This is a genomic window from Caballeronia sp. LZ034LL (assembly GCF_031451215.1).
GTDB lineage: Bacteria > Pseudomonadota > Gammaproteobacteria > Burkholderiales > Burkholderiaceae > Caballeronia.
Genome location: NZ_JARUXR010000001.1, coordinates 2,023,686 through 2,039,875, shown reverse-complemented (window position 1 = coordinate 2,039,875; position 16,190 = coordinate 2,023,686). Strand labels below are relative to the sequence as shown.

General features: G+C 62.9%; 15 protein-coding genes. 10 read left to right on the top strand and 5 right to left on the bottom strand.

What is annotated here, in order from left to right; genetic code table 11:
* From QCE83_RS09355 to QCE83_RS09335, 5 genes are all read left to right on the top strand, one after another.
* A partial coding sequence (locus QCE83_RS09355) for an RHS repeat-associated core domain-containing protein (RefSeq protein ID WP_309809017.1) occupies positions 1-2,542 on the top strand: 2,542 nt, incomplete at its 5' end.
* Positions 2,543-2,575: 33 nt separating this feature from the next.
* Positions 2,576-2,875, top strand: a complete 300-nt coding sequence (locus tag QCE83_RS09350; RefSeq protein ID WP_309809015.1) for a colicin D domain-containing protein — start codon at positions 2,576-2,578, stop codon at positions 2,873-2,875.
* A gap of 16 nt (positions 2,876-2,891) precedes the next feature.
* Positions 2,892-3,164 carry a colicin immunity domain-containing protein gene (locus QCE83_RS09345; RefSeq protein ID WP_309809013.1) on the top strand — a complete coding sequence of 91 codons (273 nt, stop codon included), beginning with the start codon at positions 2,892-2,894 and terminating at the stop codon, positions 3,162-3,164.
* 300 nt (positions 3,165-3,464) lie between these two features.
* Positions 3,465-3,956, top strand: coding sequence for a hypothetical protein (locus QCE83_RS09340; protein ID WP_309809009.1), 492 nt, complete (start codon positions 3,465-3,467; stop codon positions 3,954-3,956).
* Between the two features lie 548 nt (positions 3,957-4,504).
* The gene (locus QCE83_RS09335) at positions 4,505-4,960 is read left to right on the top strand and encodes a hypothetical protein (protein ID WP_309809007.1); all 456 of its coding nucleotides are present in this window, start codon (positions 4,505-4,507) and stop codon (positions 4,958-4,960) included.
* On the opposite strand, the gene QCE83_RS09330 is transcribed toward QCE83_RS09335, so the two are convergent.
* On the bottom strand, positions 4,860-6,167 hold the full coding sequence (locus tag QCE83_RS09330; protein ID WP_309811604.1) for a cyanate transporter: 1,308 nt from the start codon (positions 6,165-6,167) through the stop codon (positions 4,860-4,862). The genes QCE83_RS09335 and QCE83_RS09330 overlap by 101 nt on opposite strands.
* 206 nt (positions 6,168-6,373) lie before the next feature.
* Here QCE83_RS09330 and QCE83_RS09325 point away from each other — a divergent pair, with 206 nt between their 5' ends.
* On the top strand, positions 6,374-7,090 hold the full coding sequence (locus QCE83_RS09325; RefSeq protein ID WP_309809005.1) for a GntR family transcriptional regulator: 717 nt from the start codon (positions 6,374-6,376) through the stop codon (positions 7,088-7,090).
* An 89-nt stretch (positions 7,091-7,179) separates the two neighbouring features.
* Here QCE83_RS09325 and QCE83_RS09320 read toward each other — a convergent pair whose 3' ends face one another.
* Positions 7,180-8,742: an acid phosphatase gene (locus tag QCE83_RS09320; protein WP_309809004.1), complete on the bottom strand. Its 1,563-nt coding sequence runs from the start codon at positions 8,740-8,742 to the stop codon at positions 7,180-7,182.
* A gap of 252 nt (positions 8,743-8,994) precedes the next feature.
* Between QCE83_RS09320 and QCE83_RS09315 the strand changes: the two genes are divergently transcribed.
* The 3 genes from QCE83_RS09315 (at position 8,995) to QCE83_RS09305 (ending at position 11,460) form a co-directional block, all read left to right on the top strand.
* The gene (locus tag QCE83_RS09315; protein ID WP_309809001.1) at positions 8,995-10,356 is read left to right on the top strand and encodes a cytochrome c peroxidase; all 1,362 of its coding nucleotides are present in this window, start codon (positions 8,995-8,997) and stop codon (positions 10,354-10,356) included.
* A gap of 186 nt (positions 10,357-10,542) precedes the next feature.
* Positions 10,543-10,947, top strand: a complete 405-nt coding sequence (locus tag QCE83_RS09310) for an RT0821/Lpp0805 family surface protein (RefSeq protein ID WP_309808999.1) — start codon at positions 10,543-10,545, stop codon at positions 10,945-10,947.
* 63 nt (positions 10,948-11,010) lie between these two features.
* A complete protein-coding gene (locus tag QCE83_RS09305) occupies positions 11,011-11,460 on the top strand; it encodes an NUDIX hydrolase (protein ID WP_309808998.1) in 450 nt (149 codons plus the stop codon).
* On the opposite strand, the gene QCE83_RS09300 is transcribed toward QCE83_RS09305, so the two are convergent.
* Both QCE83_RS09300 and QCE83_RS09295 read right to left on the bottom strand, forming a co-directional pair.
* The gene (locus QCE83_RS09300) at positions 11,461-12,432 is read right to left on the bottom strand and encodes a transporter substrate-binding domain-containing protein (protein WP_309808996.1); all 972 of its coding nucleotides are present in this window, start codon (positions 12,430-12,432) and stop codon (positions 11,461-11,463) included.
* A gap of 103 nt (positions 12,433-12,535) precedes the next feature.
* Positions 12,536-14,245 carry a glutamine--tRNA ligase/YqeY domain fusion protein gene (locus QCE83_RS09295; RefSeq protein WP_309808994.1) on the bottom strand — a complete coding sequence of 570 codons (1,710 nt, stop codon included), beginning with the start codon at positions 14,243-14,245 and terminating at the stop codon, positions 12,536-12,538.
* 367 nt (positions 14,246-14,612) lie between these two features.
* On the opposite strand from QCE83_RS09295, the gene QCE83_RS09290 reads away from it, so the two are divergent.
* On the top strand, positions 14,613-14,822 hold the full coding sequence (locus QCE83_RS09290; RefSeq protein WP_309808993.1) for an ornithine carbamoyltransferase: 210 nt from the start codon (positions 14,613-14,615) through the stop codon (positions 14,820-14,822).
* A gap of 43 nt (positions 14,823-14,865) precedes the next feature.
* Here QCE83_RS09290 and QCE83_RS09285 read toward each other — a convergent pair whose 3' ends face one another.
* Positions 14,866-16,086, bottom strand: a complete 1,221-nt coding sequence (locus tag QCE83_RS09285; protein WP_309808992.1) for a CaiB/BaiF CoA-transferase family protein — start codon at positions 16,084-16,086, stop codon at positions 14,866-14,868.
* Positions 16,087-16,190: the final 104 nt, after the last annotated feature.

The window sequence follows — 16,190 nt, the reverse complement described above, 5'->3', positions numbered from 1 at the left end:
TCGGGTGACATTGCACGATGCACAGGGCCAACGCTGGCCGCTGGTGCGCTACGAGCAGAATGCGCGCAGCGATCTGATCGCGGTCCATGATGCGCTCGACAATCCTTACCATTTCGAATATGCCGGCGAGCACGTCATGGTGCGGCATACCGATCGCAACGGGCTGTCGTTCTGCTACTCGCATCAAATGCACGAGGACGGCCTGTGGCGCGTCGATCATGCATGGGGCGATGGCGGTCTTTATGACTATCGCTTTGAATATGACCTGACCTATCGCGAGACGCGCATCAGCGATTCGCTGGGTGGACTCACACGCCTGCAATGCGATCAACGCGGATTGCCGGTCATGCTGATCGATCAATTGGGCGGCATGTCCAGCTATCGCTATGACGGATGGGGACGTACTGTTCAAGCGGTGGATCCAGCAGGAAACAGGACCACGTGGGAATACGATCTGTGCGGCAATCTGCTAAGTCACACGCTGCCGGATTGTAGCGCGACGCGCACGGAGTACGACGATGAACAACGTCCGATTGCGATCACCGACCCGGAAGGCGGAGAGTGGAAACAGGCATGGGACACGCGCGGTAATCTCGTTGCGCAGACCACACCCTCGGGCCTCGTCACCGCATTTGCTTATGACCCACGCGGTCAATTGGTTCAGGTGCGCGATCCCGCTCAACAGGTCACCACACTCGACTATGACTCGCTGGGCTATCTCGCCGGTTTGACGGATGCATTGGGGCGCACCACGTACCTGAAGCACGATGCACGCGGCAAGCTGATTGAGCGGCAAATGCCGGGAGAAGAGTCAGCTACCTATAGATGGGACGCCAAGGGACGGCTCGCGACCTGCATGCTGCCGGGATATCGCTTGGTGTCTTGTAAATACGACGCCGAAGATAACCTCACGCAGTACACCGATGAAGCGGGCCACATCACGCGCTTCAGCTTCTTTGGACAGGGTCAGTTGGCGAGCCGCATCGACGCCAATGGCAATGTCACGCATTATCGCTACAACACGGAAGAACAACTGGTCGGCGTAATCAATGCGCGAGGCGAAACGTGGCATCTGAAACGCGATGCTGTGGGACGGCTCATCGAGGAAATCGGCTATGACAAGCGCTCGCGCCGCTACGCCTATGATCCGGCGGGGCATCTGACGCAGAGCATCGATCCGCTGGGTCAGGTGCTGACGGTGACGTGCGATCCGTTGGGGCGTATTACGCGGCGTGCTGTTACGGGCAGCGATCAAAGCGAAGCCTTCACGTACGACAAGCGCGGCCAGTTGATCCGTGCGAGCAATGCAAACAGCGTGGTCAAGCGAGCCTATGACCTCGATGGGCAGCTGATGATGGAGCTGCAACAGCACGTCGACGCAACGGGCACGATCGCGTATGCCTACGACGCGGCGGGGCGTCTGATCGAGCAGACGCGCAAGTTGCAAACCGCCGATTCCAAATTCGAGCAGACGCTCGCTTACACCTATGACGCGCTGAGCGCACCGCAGTCCATCCAGATCGACGACAGCGAGCCGATCCGCTTCACGCGCGATATCGCGGGTCGGCTGGCTCGTACACGGTTCACTGGAAGCCTCGAACACGCCTACGGATACGACAACGCGGGACGCCTGACCCGTCATGCAACCCGGCGCGCGGGCTTGCACGACGACGAAACCAACTTCCGTTATGACATCAACGGCAATCTGACTGAGCGCCGCGACAGCCGCTCAGGAAGCGACCAATTCCGCTATGACCCACTCGGGCGCATTCTCGCGCATACCGATCCGACCGGGCGGCTGAAGCATTTCGGCTACGACGCCCATGGAGACCGCTTCAAGGTCGTATGCGACGACGCCCGCGGACGAGAACTACAACACAACGATGGCGCGCGCTTGCTACTGGATGTGGCGGGCCAGATGGTGATTCGCCAGGGCGGCGGACATGGCGTGCAGCGCTTCGAGTGGGATGCATTCGGCCGGCTGGCGAGCTTCGAGAACACGCAGAACGAGCGCTGGGCGTATCGCTATGACGCGCTGGGGCGACGCATTGGCAAACGAGCGACTGAGGCGCGGTTCGGCGTACATAGCCAGCATGGTTCGCAAACGTGGTTCCTGTGGGACGGCGATGCGATGGCGGGTGAGGTGCGGCGCGCTGCGAACAAGCCAAACTCAGCACGCTTCTATGCCTATCACCTGGGCAGCTTCGAGCCCCTGGCGATGCAGACGAAAGACACCGCATCGAAGCGGCTGTACTTCTACCAGAACGACCCGAACGGCGCGCCGGTACGCCTGCGCAATGCAAACGGCGAGATCGTATGGGAAGTACACTACGGCGTGACCGGCCAGGTCGATCATGTCGGGACGGAGCGCATCGAGCAACCGATTCGGTTGCAAGGTCAGTACGAAGACTATGAGAGTGGGCTGAGATATAACCGGCATCGGTACTTCGATCCGCAGACGGGCAACTTCATCAGTCAGGACCCTATCGGCTTGGCTGGTGGTATCAACCCGTATCAGTTCGCGCTCAATCCGATTGGCTAGATAGATCCGCTGGGATTGGCGTGCTCGGATGGCGTGAGCTTTTCGAAGACGCAACTCGACAAGAAATTCAAGCATGCCGTGGATTTTGGCGTTACGGGGAAAAAGAATGGGACTAATCTTGAAGTCTTTCAGCAAGCTATGAAGAGTCATTTAGATTCATCGTCGACGCAGGTAATTCAAGGCAAGTATCGTTGGGCGGATGGTGTGACACACTATTTCAACCCTGAAACGAAATTGAATGTCATGGCTGATCAGTTTGGCAATTTTATATCTGGATGGAAGCTGTCACCTAGACAGGAGTATGATCTTTTGAGTTTAGGAAATGTTTTCTAAATGCCGATGCTTAGATTTGAATGCCTTGGTAAATCGCTTTGTTGCAGGAGATATCCGCACAAGTGATTTCGAGAAGGAGTATATCGTGGCGTGGCGAGCATGCAGGGACAATGGACAGTTGCAGGAAGCCGCGCCAAATGATCAACAGTATTTTGATGCGGTATTTTGTGCTATAGACAACTACTGCGCCGATCCAGACTTAAGGGATGAAGGTGAGTTTGATGATCAAATGCTTTTGACTGAGATTATTGAACTAAAATCTCAGTGGGAGTCGGCAAAATCTGGCTAAATTTCATGCAGAAAGGCTGATGATGCGACTCTTGTGTGGCATTCGTCATCGCTCGTCGACATCACTTGTCCATGACGTACACACGTAGGAAGTTCCGCTGGCCGCATGACTATCGCCGGCGGTCGGATTCTAGTGAACGGACGACCTGCATCAGGCTCTTACGATTTCGTAATAACTAACGGCGGTGAATTGAAACTTGGAGCCGACCACTACGATCACATCGGAAATGCAGCGGCTCGGTAACGTGTTGCAGAGGTTTGATTTAACAACGCCGCCACCCTTGGACATCGGAGTTCATTGATGATGTTATCTGCAGAGTTACTTTCAAAAGAGATAATTGACCATGTAATGCAGAAGGAATATGGAGATCTCGAGAAAGTTATGGCAGATGTATTTCTTGAGAAAGAGTGCCTTTCGATTATATCTCAAATTTTAAATATATTGCCTTCCGTGGCATTCGAGGCGTTTTTTCTGAGCGGGGTGAGATTTATTGCGAATCTTGAAAAAAGTGACTTCGAGAAGTTAGTCGCTCTCTGCGGAGGAAAAGATATCGCACGGTACAACTTAGCACGGTTTCTAATTGTGCATGGCGGGGCGCAGAAGGAATTTATGAGTGAAATTGGACTCGCTGGCGAATGGCCCAAGGCGCGCGGAGTCATTGACTTTAGTCAGAGTAAGAAGGTGGTGCTGTCCAGTGATCTTGATGATGCGAATGGAAAGTTGTATGCGTTATATGGCACATGCCTGCCGGATTTGAGCAGATTAAGGAAGCTAACAGGTGGACCGAAATAGGTAGTAGAAAGGCTCGTTGCCCCCGTCTCGCTCGACCGCGCCTAAGCCCATCAGTCTTTTGAACGCGACCCGGCGGCCGGCGTTTATGTATTCCCACGTCCTGAAATCTGCCACGTCGTCACATTGAACCAGACGGGGCACTGCAAACAGGTGGTCGAATTCGATCAAGCTGTCGGCGCGGAAGGCGGATACGTCGCGATAATTACCCGTGGTTTCCCACGATCCAAACATCAACTGATTAATCAGACGACTGCCACGCAATAACCGGAATCGGCCCTGATCCCGCATTGCTCCAAGTAACCGATCGCCTTGGCGCACTTCCTGCCCTTCCTTCTTCGGAAGCGCGCCCCGCCGCCTGCAAAAATTTGGCCCCGCGCTCCGCCGCACAGCGCATCGAGCGATTTTTTATTGTCCGCACCACTCAACCCCACCGCCCACCCGCGGTGCAGACACGCGCCAACATGGCGCGCGATGCGCCGCACCGGTGACGCGTACGCATAAACCGCCCGCAAACAAACCGAAAAAAGGACCATCCAAGGACCGCCACCTTGAACAACCGCGCCTACGAAACCAGTCCGTCCCAATGTTCGCGATGGAACCGCAAGCAGACGCGCCTGCGCCCGGAAGCGCGGCGGGTTTTGCTCGCATTGCCTGAGCGCGTGCTGGGCTCATCACTGGTGTCGTTGTTCGAACTCAAAGGCTTCCCCGCCCAACTGGCGCTGGACGCCGCGGCGGTCAAACACAGCATCGCTGAATGGCGTCCGCACGTGCTGTTGCTGGATACGCGCGTCGGCGGCAGCGCCAACTACGCACTCGTGCGCGAACTGCGCGCCGCCGCCGACGACGCGGACCGCCTGATCGTCGCGATGAGCGGTTTCCTGCCGGAGGAGCCCATCGCGTTGCTCAAGGAAGCGGGTTACGACGGCCATTGCCGCCGTCCGTGTCCGGTGTGGCAGATGACCGATCTGCTCGACGAATACTTCGCCTGCCACGCCGTGCGCTGATGCGTGGCCGCATCGCACGCGCATACCCCGAAGGTCCGAACACGCCACTCAGCGCCAGCATCGCCACGAGGCTCGCGGACAGCATCATCCACGTCATCGAGAAGCCGCCGCTCAGATCGCGCACGACGCCCGCCACGACCGGCGCCAGCGCCGCGATCACAAAGCCCACGCCCTGCACGAAAGCGACGAGCCGCGCGGCGAGCGCGTGATCGTCGGCGTGATCGAGTGTGAGGACCAGCGACAGCGCGAACACGCCGCCCAGTCCGCCGCCCATCAGCGCGACCGCCGCGACGGGCGCGGCGAGCGGCGCGAACAGCAGCAGGGCAAAGCCGCCCAGTTGCGCGACGAGCCCCAGCGCAAGCCACGGACGACGATCCTTCGCATGCCCGAACCAGTGTCCGAAGCGCGCGGCGGCCATCGGCAGGAGCAGTGCCGAAGACGCCTGGAAAACGGTCAGCAGCGCGAGCAGCGCGCCGCTGGCGCTCACGCTCCGGCCGAGTTGCTGATAATAGGCGGGCATCCATGCGACGAGACTGGTATAGCCGCCATTGACGAGCCCGAAGAAGACGCCGAGCGTCCACGCGCGGCGGTTGAGAAACAGCGACGGCGCGTCCGCGGCACGCTGCGTCGAGGAAGGGCGCGGCAACGCATCGGCGCGCATCAGCATCAGCCAGACGGCCAGCGCGACGAGCGCGGGCAGCGCCCAGACGGCGAGCCCCGCCTGCCATGACACGCGTGACGCCACCCCCGGCGTGATGCTCGCGCCGAGCCCGCCGCCCGCCATGATGGACGCGGAATACAGACCCATGGCAAACGGCAGGCGCGCGGCAAAACGCGTCTTCATGACGCCCGGCAACAGCGCCTGGATCACCGCGACGCCCGTACCCGCGACCGCCGCGCTGACGATCAGCGCCGTCGCATTGCCGGCAAACCAGCGTCCCGCGCAAGCCGCCGCAATCGCCACCAGCCCGAGCGCCACGCCGCGCGCGTTGCCGACCGCCCGGGCGAGTGCGCTCGCGCCGAACGCGCACACGCCCATCGCCACGACCGGCAGGCCGGTGAGCAGCGACGCCCCGCGAAATGACAGCCCCGTCGCAGGCAGGATCACGCTCATCAGCGGGCTGATCGAGGTCAGCAGCGGCCGCAGGTTCAGTCCGATCACGACGATCACCACAAGCCACGCGAGGTCCGGCGTGCGCGGCTTCATCGCGCGGGATCCGCCAGCCGCGAGCAGACGATGCAGGTCGATGTTTCCATGGGACAGCCCTCGTGAATCGTTCATTTGGTTGACCATTTTAGCAATTTTTGGTCAACCAAATATGCGCATGGGCTGATACGCCGGATTCGTGCGCCGACCGAAGCACTCGTTACAATGCAGGACAATCCAGGCATCGAAGGCACATCGAAGGCACCATGGCCGCAAGCACGACCCAACCGGAAACCGATCCCGCCACGAACCCGCCCGCGCCCGAGGCACGCGTCCATGCGGCGATCACCTCCGCGTTGCTGCAGGGCAAGCTCGCGCCGGGCGCGCAACTCGTCGAGCGCGAACTGGCCGCCGCCTTTGGCTGCACGCGCGGCACGATCCGCAAGGTGCTGGCGCGCCTCGGCGCGGAAGGCAAGCTCACGCTGGAAATGAATCGCGGCGCGTTCGTGCCGTCGCCGACCGTGGCCGATATCCGCGCGGCCTATCGCGCGCGGCAGGTGGTGGAGGCGGGCATCGTCGCATCGCTGTGCGGCGCCTTGAGCACGCAGGCGAAGCGCGCGCTGCGCGCTCACGTCAAGGCCGAGCAGCGGGCGGTGAAGGCGGGCAGCGTGGAAGAATGCGTGCGTCTCGCCGGGCGCTTCCACGTGCTGCTGGCAGAACTCGCGAACGCGCCCGAGGTGCAGGCTTTCCTGTCGAAGCTGGTCGCGAAGACCGAGCTGTACAAGGCGCTGTTCGATCCGTCGAAGGTGTCCAACTGTGCATCGGACGAACACGAGCAGCTCGTCGATGCCCTCGAAGCCGGCAATCTGGAAGCAGCGCTCGCGACGATGCGCCTGCATATCGACGAACTGGAATCGCGCGTGCTCGCGCAGGCCGGGGCTGCGCGCGGCAACGATCTGGCGACGCTCTTCGCGGGCGCCTGATACGGAGCGCATCGCGCGGCAAAGCCAAAAAAGCAACGGGCCGCGGTCAAACGACCGCGGCCCGTTTCATTACAACGTTGCTAGAAGGCTTATTGCGAGAAGTCGAGCGCGTTGGTCAGGTCGCCCATCTTCGCTGCACCGTTCGCCGTCAACGCAGCGTCACGCGAGGTCAGACCCGGCAGCGACGGCAGGTTGAAGCGCTTGGTGATGAAGCGCAGGATCGACGTCGTGTCGTATTGCGTGTGATCGACGAAGCCCTTCTTCGAGTACGGCGACACGATCAGCGCCGGAATACGCGTGCCCGGACCCCAGCGGTCGCCCTTCGGCGGCGCGACGTGATCCCAGAAGCCGCCGTTCTCGTCGTAAGTCACGACGACGACCATGTTCTTCCACTGCGGGCTCTTCTGCAGATGGCTGATCAGGTCGGCGATGTGCTGGTCGCCCGACGCCACGTCGGTATAACCGGCGTGTTCGTTCAGGTTGCCCTGCGGCTTGTAGAACGCGACTTGCGGCAGCGTGCCCGCGTCGATCGCCTTGATGAACTCCGCACCGTTGGTGCCGCCGTCCAGCAAGTGCTGAGCGCGATTGGTCGTGCCCGGCGCCAGGTCGGCGAAGTAGTTGAACGGCTGATGGTGGGTCTGGAAGTCAGGCACCACGTTGACCGCGCCGTTGATGACCGAACGGTCCGCCAGCGCCGCGCCCCACGAACCGCCGTACCACGCCCAGCTCACGTTGGCCTTGTTCAACAGATCGCCGATGTGCTGCTGCGTCTGCGGCGGCAGCGTCGTCGCTGCGGTCGGGTCCGCGAGGTTCGCGTCGCCGCCCGCAGCCGGCTTGTTGCCGCTCGGCTGATACGGCGGCTGCATCGTGTTGACCGCGTAGAAGTCGGGCGTCAGGTTGCCCGAGTTCGCGAACAGCCCCGACGTATTGCCCGTGAGAGCCGAGCCGGCGGCCGTCGCCAGTTTCAGCGACACGCCATCCGGGTTCACCGACGAGATCGAGCCCTTCGCCACGCTCGTGTCCGCGTTCGGGTAGACCGGCGTACAGGCGCAGATCAGCCACTGGTGGTTCAGGAACGAACCGCCGAACGCGCTCATGAAGAAGTTGTCCGCCAGCGTGTATTGCTGCGCGATCTTGTAGAGCGGCAGCTTCTCAGGCGGCGTGTCGTAGTGACCCATCACCAGCGCGCCCGAATCGCCCCAGGCAACGAACTTGTCGTTCTTGCCGCCGTCGATCTGCATCTGGTTCTCGTAGAAGCGGTGATACAGATCCCGCGTCGTCACGTTGAGCGCCGTGTTGAAGCCCTTCGGATCGTCGATCGCGAAGGGTGCGTTCGGCAGGTTCGTCGTCATCGCCGCGGTGATCGCCGGCGTCACGCCCGTTGCCGTCAGGCCGGTCCAGATCGTCGGCAGCGGTGCCAGCACGCTGCCGTCGCGGTCGAGCTGCTGCGAGTTCGCCGTCGTCACGTTCTGCAGGCCGTTCGCGCCCGGGAAGTGGCCGTACAGGTTGTCGAAGCTGCGGTTCTCCGCATAGATCACGACGACGTTCTTCACCGAGGAAATGTCGTCGTGATGGTCGTCGCCGCCGCAAGCGTAGAGGCCGAATGCAACGGTGGCCGCGAGCGGCACCGCGCATACGAGTTTCTTGTTCATTGAGGATCTCTCTTGTGTTGGGGACCGGCGCGTGGCGCAAGCTCAGTCAGTTTTGAAAGCCTTTGCCCGCCGGCGTGCGCAGTGTGGCAATTCGTTTTGACGTGAACATGTAATAAGGCTTTCGGTTGCGTAATCTGCAATTAATAAATTTCGGGTGGAGACACAGGCGCAACGGGGGAGACAGCGCTGTCACATGAAAGACACACGTTGGACATACGCTTCGGCATCTTTCAAATTCGCTTTTCCAAGCCCATGTCTTCGATGCGTTTGCCTTTCGTTCTCTGTTCGCTCGCCCTTGCCGCATTGACCGCGGCGCTCAGCGGCTGCGATTCCCACGCAGCCGACGCCAACACGGGAACGAACGCGGCAGTGACCAGTTCAGGTAAAAACGCCGTCGTCAAAGTCGCGGCGCAACCCCAGTCGCGCGCCGAAGTCTTCGCCCACGTCAAGCAGATGACCGTGCTCGGCGAGAAGCTGTTCTTCGATCCCTCGCTGTCCGGCTCGGGCAAGCTCGCCTGCGCGTCGTGCCACAGCCCGCAGCACGCGTTCGGTCCGCCCAACGCGCTCTCGGTGCAGCTGGGCGGCAGCGACATGCACCAGACGGGCATTCGCGCGGTGCCGTCGCTCAAGTATCTGCAGAGCGTGCCGGCCTTCACGCGGCACTTCCACGACTCGGACGACGAAGGCGACGAAAGCGTCGATGCCGGTCCCACCGGCGGCCTCACCTGGGACGGCCGCGTGGACCACGGCGCGGATCAGGCGCGCATTCCGCTGTTGTCGTCGTTCGAGATGGGCAGCACGCCGGCGAAGGTCGCGGCGGCGGTAAAGGCCGCGCCTTACGCGGACGCATTCCGCCAGGCCTATGGCGCCGATGTCTTTCAGAACGACGAGCGGGTCTTCGCCGCGGTGCTGGTCGCGCTGGAAACCTTCGAGCAGAGCCCCGAGCGCTTCTATCCGTACACGAGCAAGTACGACGCGTTCCTCGCTGGCCGCGCGAAGCTCAACGACGCCGAGATGCGCGGCCTGCAGCTCTTCAACGACGAGAGCAAGGGCAACTGTGCGGCCTGCCATATCAGCACGCGCGCGAAGGACGGTTCGCCGCCGCAGTTCAGCGACTTCGGCCTGATCGCGCTCGGCGTGCCGCGCAATCGCGCGTTGCCGATCAACCGCAACCCGAAGTATCACGATCTCGGCGCGTGCGGCCCGGAACGCACCGATCTCAAGGGACAGGACGAGTACTGCGGCATCTTCCGCACGCCGTCGCTGCGCAACGTCGCGACGCGCAAGACCTTCTTCCACAACGGCATCTATCACAAGCTCGACGACGTGGTGCGCTTCTACGTCGAACGGGATACGAATCCGGAGAAGTTCTATCCGGTGTCGAAGACGGGCGCGGTGCAGAAGTTCGACGACCTGCCGCAGAAGTACTGGGACAACATCAACACCGAGCCGCCTTTCGATCGCAAGAAGGGCGACAAGCCGGCGCTCGACGAAGCCGAGATCAAGGATGTCGTGGCGTTCCTCGGCACGCTGACCGACGGCTACGATCCCGCGAAGGACAAGGACTCGCAGAAGGGGACGGGCATCGGCGAGATGAAGTCGGTGTCGAACTGAGCTGCAGGCCGGGCTGCATCCAGCGCACCATCGCGCCCCCGTGCGGCGGCCGAATGCCGCGCATCATGCTATTCTCGTTGCGGCCCGCTCTGACGGGCTGACGTTGGTGTATCGCCGTTGCCGCTGTGGTTGCACGTGTGCGTGAACGTGCAGGCGGCCATACTCATCCGCGACGAGGAGAACCCAATGCCGAATCCATCCCGGGCCATGGCTCGCATGCCGCTCCTGACGAGCCTGACGCTGGCGGCCGCCTGCGTCATCGCCAGCGCCACGGCACAGGCCGCCAATCTCGGCTTTCTGAACAACACGCCGATCACCTACATGAAGCAGCGCGACCTGCAGGCGCTCAACAACGCCGCGCAGAAGGCGCTCGAGACCAAGCAGGACGGCGAATCGCTCGACTGGGACAACAAGGGCGCCGGCAATACGGTGCCGATCAACGGCACGGTCACGCCGCAGAGCAGCTTCGAGTCCGACGGCATGAAGTGCCGCAAGATCGAACTGGTCGCGCACGCGAAAGGGCAGACCCAGACCTGGACGCCGACTGCCTGCAAGGCCAGCGACGGCAAGTGGAAGCTGAAGAAGCAGTGAAGGCGCGATGAACCGGGCAAGCAGAACAACAAGCGGACACGCAAGCAACGGCATGAGCATCCGATGACCCACCGTACCGTGTCATGCGGCGTGGTCATGCTGAACGCACAGGGCGACGTGCTGCTGTGCCACGCCACCGAAACCACGCACTGGGACGTGCCCAAGGGCGCGTCCGATCCCGGCGAGAGCCCGCGCGAGGCGGCGTTGCGCGAGCTCGTCGAGGAGACCGGCATCGTGCTGGCGCCGGAGCGGCTGAAGGATCTCGGGCGCTTCCTGTATCGCCGCGACAAGGACCTGCATCTGTTTGCCGTGCGCGTCGGCGACGACGAAGTGCAGCTCGAAAACTGCGTGTGCGAATCGTACTTTCCGCGCTACAGCGACGGCACGATGATCCCCGAAATGGATGCGTACCGCTGGGTCAGTCCCGCCGATGTCGACCGCTTCGCAAGCCGCAGCCTCGCGCGTCTGTTCCAGACCACGCTGTCGCTCGCGGACCTGCACGAGACGCTTTGATCAGTCGAGTATGCGGTCGTTGGGATGCTCGAAGAGCAGCTTCATTTCCGGCGACATCGGGAACTGGAGGTTCACGCCGTCCGGGGGAATCGGGCTCATGAACCAGGTGTCGTAGAGCTTGGCCGCTTCGCCGGAGCGCTGCATGCCGGCGATCACGTCGTCGACGATTTTCTTGAACACCGGATCGCCCTTTCTCATCATGCAGCCATAGGCCTCGTTCGCCAGCGACGCGCCGGTCACGAGATACTCGCCGCGCGCATTGCCTTCCTGCGCGATCTTGCCGTACAGCAGCGGGTCGTCCATGACGAAGGCGACGGCGCGGTCGGAGCGCAGCGCGGCGAAGGCCTCGGCGTGATCGCGCGCGCTGATGATGCGCAGGTTCAGCTTCCGGTCGATGCTCATCTGCCGCAGCATGCGTTCATCGGACGTGCCGGCGGTGGTCGCGACCGTCTTGTTGGCGAGATCGGCGTAATCGCGGATGCCCGACTTCTTCTTCACCGCCATGCGGATGCCGTACTGGAAGAAGCTGTTCGAGAACGCCACCAGCGGTTCGCGGTCGGCGACATGCGCGGTGGAGCCGCATTCGAGGTCGACCTGATTGTTCACCACGTACGAGATGCGGTTGGCCGAGGTGACCATCACGTTCTTCACCGCGAGGTTCGGCATGTCGAGCCGCTTCCTCAGTTCATCGACGATCCTGAGCGCGATCGCGTACGAGTAGCCCACCGGCTGCTGCCTGACCGTGTACGAAAACGGCACCGACGACTCGCGCGTGCCCAGTACGATCGCGCCGTTCTCGGCGATCTTGCGCAGCGTGGCGGAAGGCGGCAGCTGGTCCACGGCGGCGTTGGCGCGGGTCGTCTCCGCGGTGCTCGTGGCCTGCGCGCGGGCGCAGGCGAGCAGGATCAGGCAGGCGAGGGCGGCGCTTCGATGCGCCCGGAACCCGGGCGCGAAGGCATGCGGCAGCTTCATGATGTCCTCGTAAGAAGCGGCGTGCGACGACTGGAACCGGCTACGGCAGCGCCGCGTGGCCGCGCGGCGCCTTATCTGCGTTTTTCCTTCAGTGGCGAGCCCGTCAGGCCGGCTTGCCCCAGCTGTCGCGCAGGCTGACGATGCGGTTGAACACCGGCTTGCCCGGCTGCGAATCCACGCGGTCCGCGACGAAATAGCCATGCCGCTCGAACTGGAAGCGGTCTTCGGCATTGGCGTCGCGTGCGCTCGGTTCGAGATACGCGTTGACCACGCGTTTCGAATCCGGGTTGAGCGCGTCCAGGAACTCCGCGCCGCCCGCGCCGGGCTGCGGTTCCTTGAACAGGCGATCGTAGAGACGCACTTCGGCCGCGTACGCGGTCGCCGCGCTGACCCAGTGGATCGTGCCCTTGACCTTGTAGTTGTTCGCGCCTTCGGTGCCCGAGCGGCTGTCCGGGAAGTAGTTGCAGTGCACGGCGGTCACGTTGCCGTGCTCGTCCTTGTCCGCGCCCGTGCACTCCACCACGAAGCCGTACTTCAGGCGCACCTTGTTGCCCGGGAAGAGCCGGAAATAGCCCTTCGGCGGCGTCTCCTGGAAGTCCTCGCGCTCGATCCACAGTTCACGCGAGAACGGGAACGAGCGCACGCCGCGTTCCGGATGATGCGGATGCACCGGCGCGCTGCATGCTTCGCTCTGGCCTTCCGGATAGTTGTCGATGATGAGCTTGAGCGGGTCGAGCACGGCGATCGCGCGCGGGGCTTTCTCGTCGAGATCGTCGCGCAGCGCGCCTTCCAGCACGCTCATGTCGATCCACGAATCCACCTTGGTCACGCCGACGCGCTCCACCATCAGCCGGATGCTTTCCGGTGTAAAGCCGCGCCGCCGCACGCCGACGATGGTCGGCATGCGCGGGTCGTCCCAGCCCTCGACGTGATTCTCCTGCACGAGTTGCAGCAGCTTGCGCTTGCTGGTGATCGCGTAGGTCAGGTTCAGGCGCGAGAATTCAATCTGTTGCGGCAGCGGGCGCTGGAACACGCCGTCGTTGGCGAGCTGCGCGAGGAACCAGTCGTACAGCGGACGGTGATCCTCGAACTCCAGCGTGCACAGCGAGTGCGTGATGTTCTCGATCGCATCCGAGACGCAGTGCGCGTAGTCGTACATCGGATAGATGCACCAGGTGTCGCCGGTCCGGTAGTGATGCGCGAAACGGATGCGGTAGATCACCGGGTCGCGCATGTTGAAGTTCGGCGAGGCCATGTCGATCTTCGCGCGCAGCACGTGCTCGCCTTCCTTGAACTCGCCCGCCTTCATGCGGCGGAACAGGTCGAGGTTCTCGTCGGGCGTGCGGTCGCGGTACGGCGAATTGATGCCGGCCTCGGTGGCCGACCCGCGCGTGGCGCGCATCTCGTCGGCGGTCTGGCTGTCGACATACGCCTGGCCCTTCTTGATGAGCATCTCGGCGTATTCGTACAGCTTGTCGTAGTAGTCGCTCGCGAAGTACTTGTGCTCGCGGCCGTCCTTGTTCCATTCGAAGCCGAGCCATTCGACGGCGTCGATGATGGAATCCACGTACTCGACGCTTTCCTTCTCCGGATTCGTGTCGTCGAAGCGCAGATGGCACACGCCGCCGTATTGCGCGGCGAGGCCGAAGTTCACGCAGATGCTCTTCGCATGGCCGATGTGCAGATAGCCGTTCGGCTCGGGCGGAAAGCGCGTCTCGACCCGCTGCGACCATTTGCCGGAGCGGTTGTCGTCTTCGATGATGTTGCGAATGAAATTGGAGGGGGCCGGGGCGTCGTTGCGATCGGTGTTCATGCGAAAAAGAGTGCCAGCGGATGCGCTCGCGCGCGTGAAACGGTTCGGGAAGCGTTCCCGCGAGACGGGCAGGGACGCGTACGAATGCCTTGAAGATGGGGTCGATTCTACCTTACGCAACGGCTGGCTTCCGGCGATGCGCGCGGGTTGCGTGGACGATGCCGAATGTCCTGCGTGCCCGCGAGTTTCGTTACCCCGATTACGGCATGCCGGGCGCTTCGTAACCGCCGTAACCGGACGTAAATCGCGTTGAAAGGTGCTCTCGCGGGCTTTTATGATCGGCTCGACTGCATGCAGCACGGCGCCCCGCGACGTACTGGGGCAGACAACCACAACACATCACAACGACAATACAAGGAAGATGATCATGAAACGGATCCTCGTCACGACTCTCAAGCTCGCTGCCGCAACCGCGCTGGTTTCGAGCCTCGCGGCCTGCGCCGTCTCGCGCCAGCAGGCCCACGCGGGCGTGGGCGCCGCCGCGGGCGGCGCGCTCGGCTATCTGGTCACGGGCGGGCCGATCGGCACGGTGGCGGGCGCGGCGGCGGGCGGCGTGATCGGCGCGGGGGTGCGCTGATTGTGCGCTGATTGTGCGCTGATTCACGGGCGCCGCTGCTGAACTAGATCGTCTTCGACGCCCGCAACGCCGCAATCCGCGCCTCGTCATAACCGAGCAGTTCGGCCAGCACGCCGTCCGTGTGCTCGCCGAGCAGGGGCGGATGCGAGCGTGCCTCGGGCGGCGTCGCGCTCATCTTGATCGGGCTCGCGACCAGCTTCACCGTGCCGCCGCTCGGATGCGGCAGATCGATCTGCATCCGGCGCGCGAGCACCTGCGGGTCCTCGAACACTTCGCCGAGATCGTTGATCGGCCCGCACGGCACGCCGGCTTCCTCCAGCTGCGCGATCCACTCATGCTTGCCCTGACGTTGCACCATGTCGGCGAGCAGGGGCACGAGCACTTCGCGATTGCGCACGCGCGACGGATTGGCCGCGAAGCGCGGGTCGTCGGCGAGATGCGGGCAGCCGCCCGCCTCGACGAACTTGCGGAACTGCCCGTCGTTGCCCACCGCGACGATGATCCAGCCGTCGCTGGTCTGGAACGTCTGATACGGCACGATGTTCGGGTGCGCATTGCCCCAGCGCACCGGCGGCTTGCCGCTCGCGAGGAAGTTGGTGTTCATGTTGGCGAGCATCGCGACCTGCACGTCGAGCAGCGCCATGTCGATGTACTGCCCCTCGCCGGTGCGGTCGCGATGCGCGAGCGCCGTGAGCACGCCGACGGTCGCGTACATGCCGGTCATCAGGTCGGCGATCGCCACCCCCGCCTTTTGCGGGCCGCCGCCGGGCTGGCCGTCGCGCTCGCCGGTGATGCTCATGAAGCCGCCGATCCCCTGCACGATGAAGTCATAGCCCGCCCGCTGCGCGTAGGGCCCGGACTGGCCGAAGCCCGTGATCGAGCAATAGACCAGGTCCGGCTTGACGGCCTTCAGCGATTCATAGTCGAGCCCGTACTTCTTCAACTGGCCGGCCTTGTAGTTCTCCAGCACGACATCGCTTTGCGCGGCCAGTTCGCGCACGATGCGCTGGCCTTCGGGCGTCGCGATGTCGACGGTCACCGAACGCTTGTTGCGGTTCGCCGCGAGATAGTACGCGGCCTCGCGGGTGTCCTCGCCGGCGGGCGTCCGGAGATAGGGCGGGCCCCACTGACGGGTGTCGTCGCCGGTTTCCGGCCGTTCGATCTTGATGACATCGGCGCCGAAATCGGCGAGGGTCTGCGCGCACCACGGTCCCGCCAGCACGCGGGTCAGGTCCAGCACGCGGATATGGCTCAAGGCTCCCATTCGTCTGCTCGCTTCCTCTTGTTCGTGGCTCAGGTTCGTGGCTCTGGTGCCTTTGGTGGCTTCAGTAACGACAGCGGCGGGCGTCCTGTGGCGCCGGCCGGCGG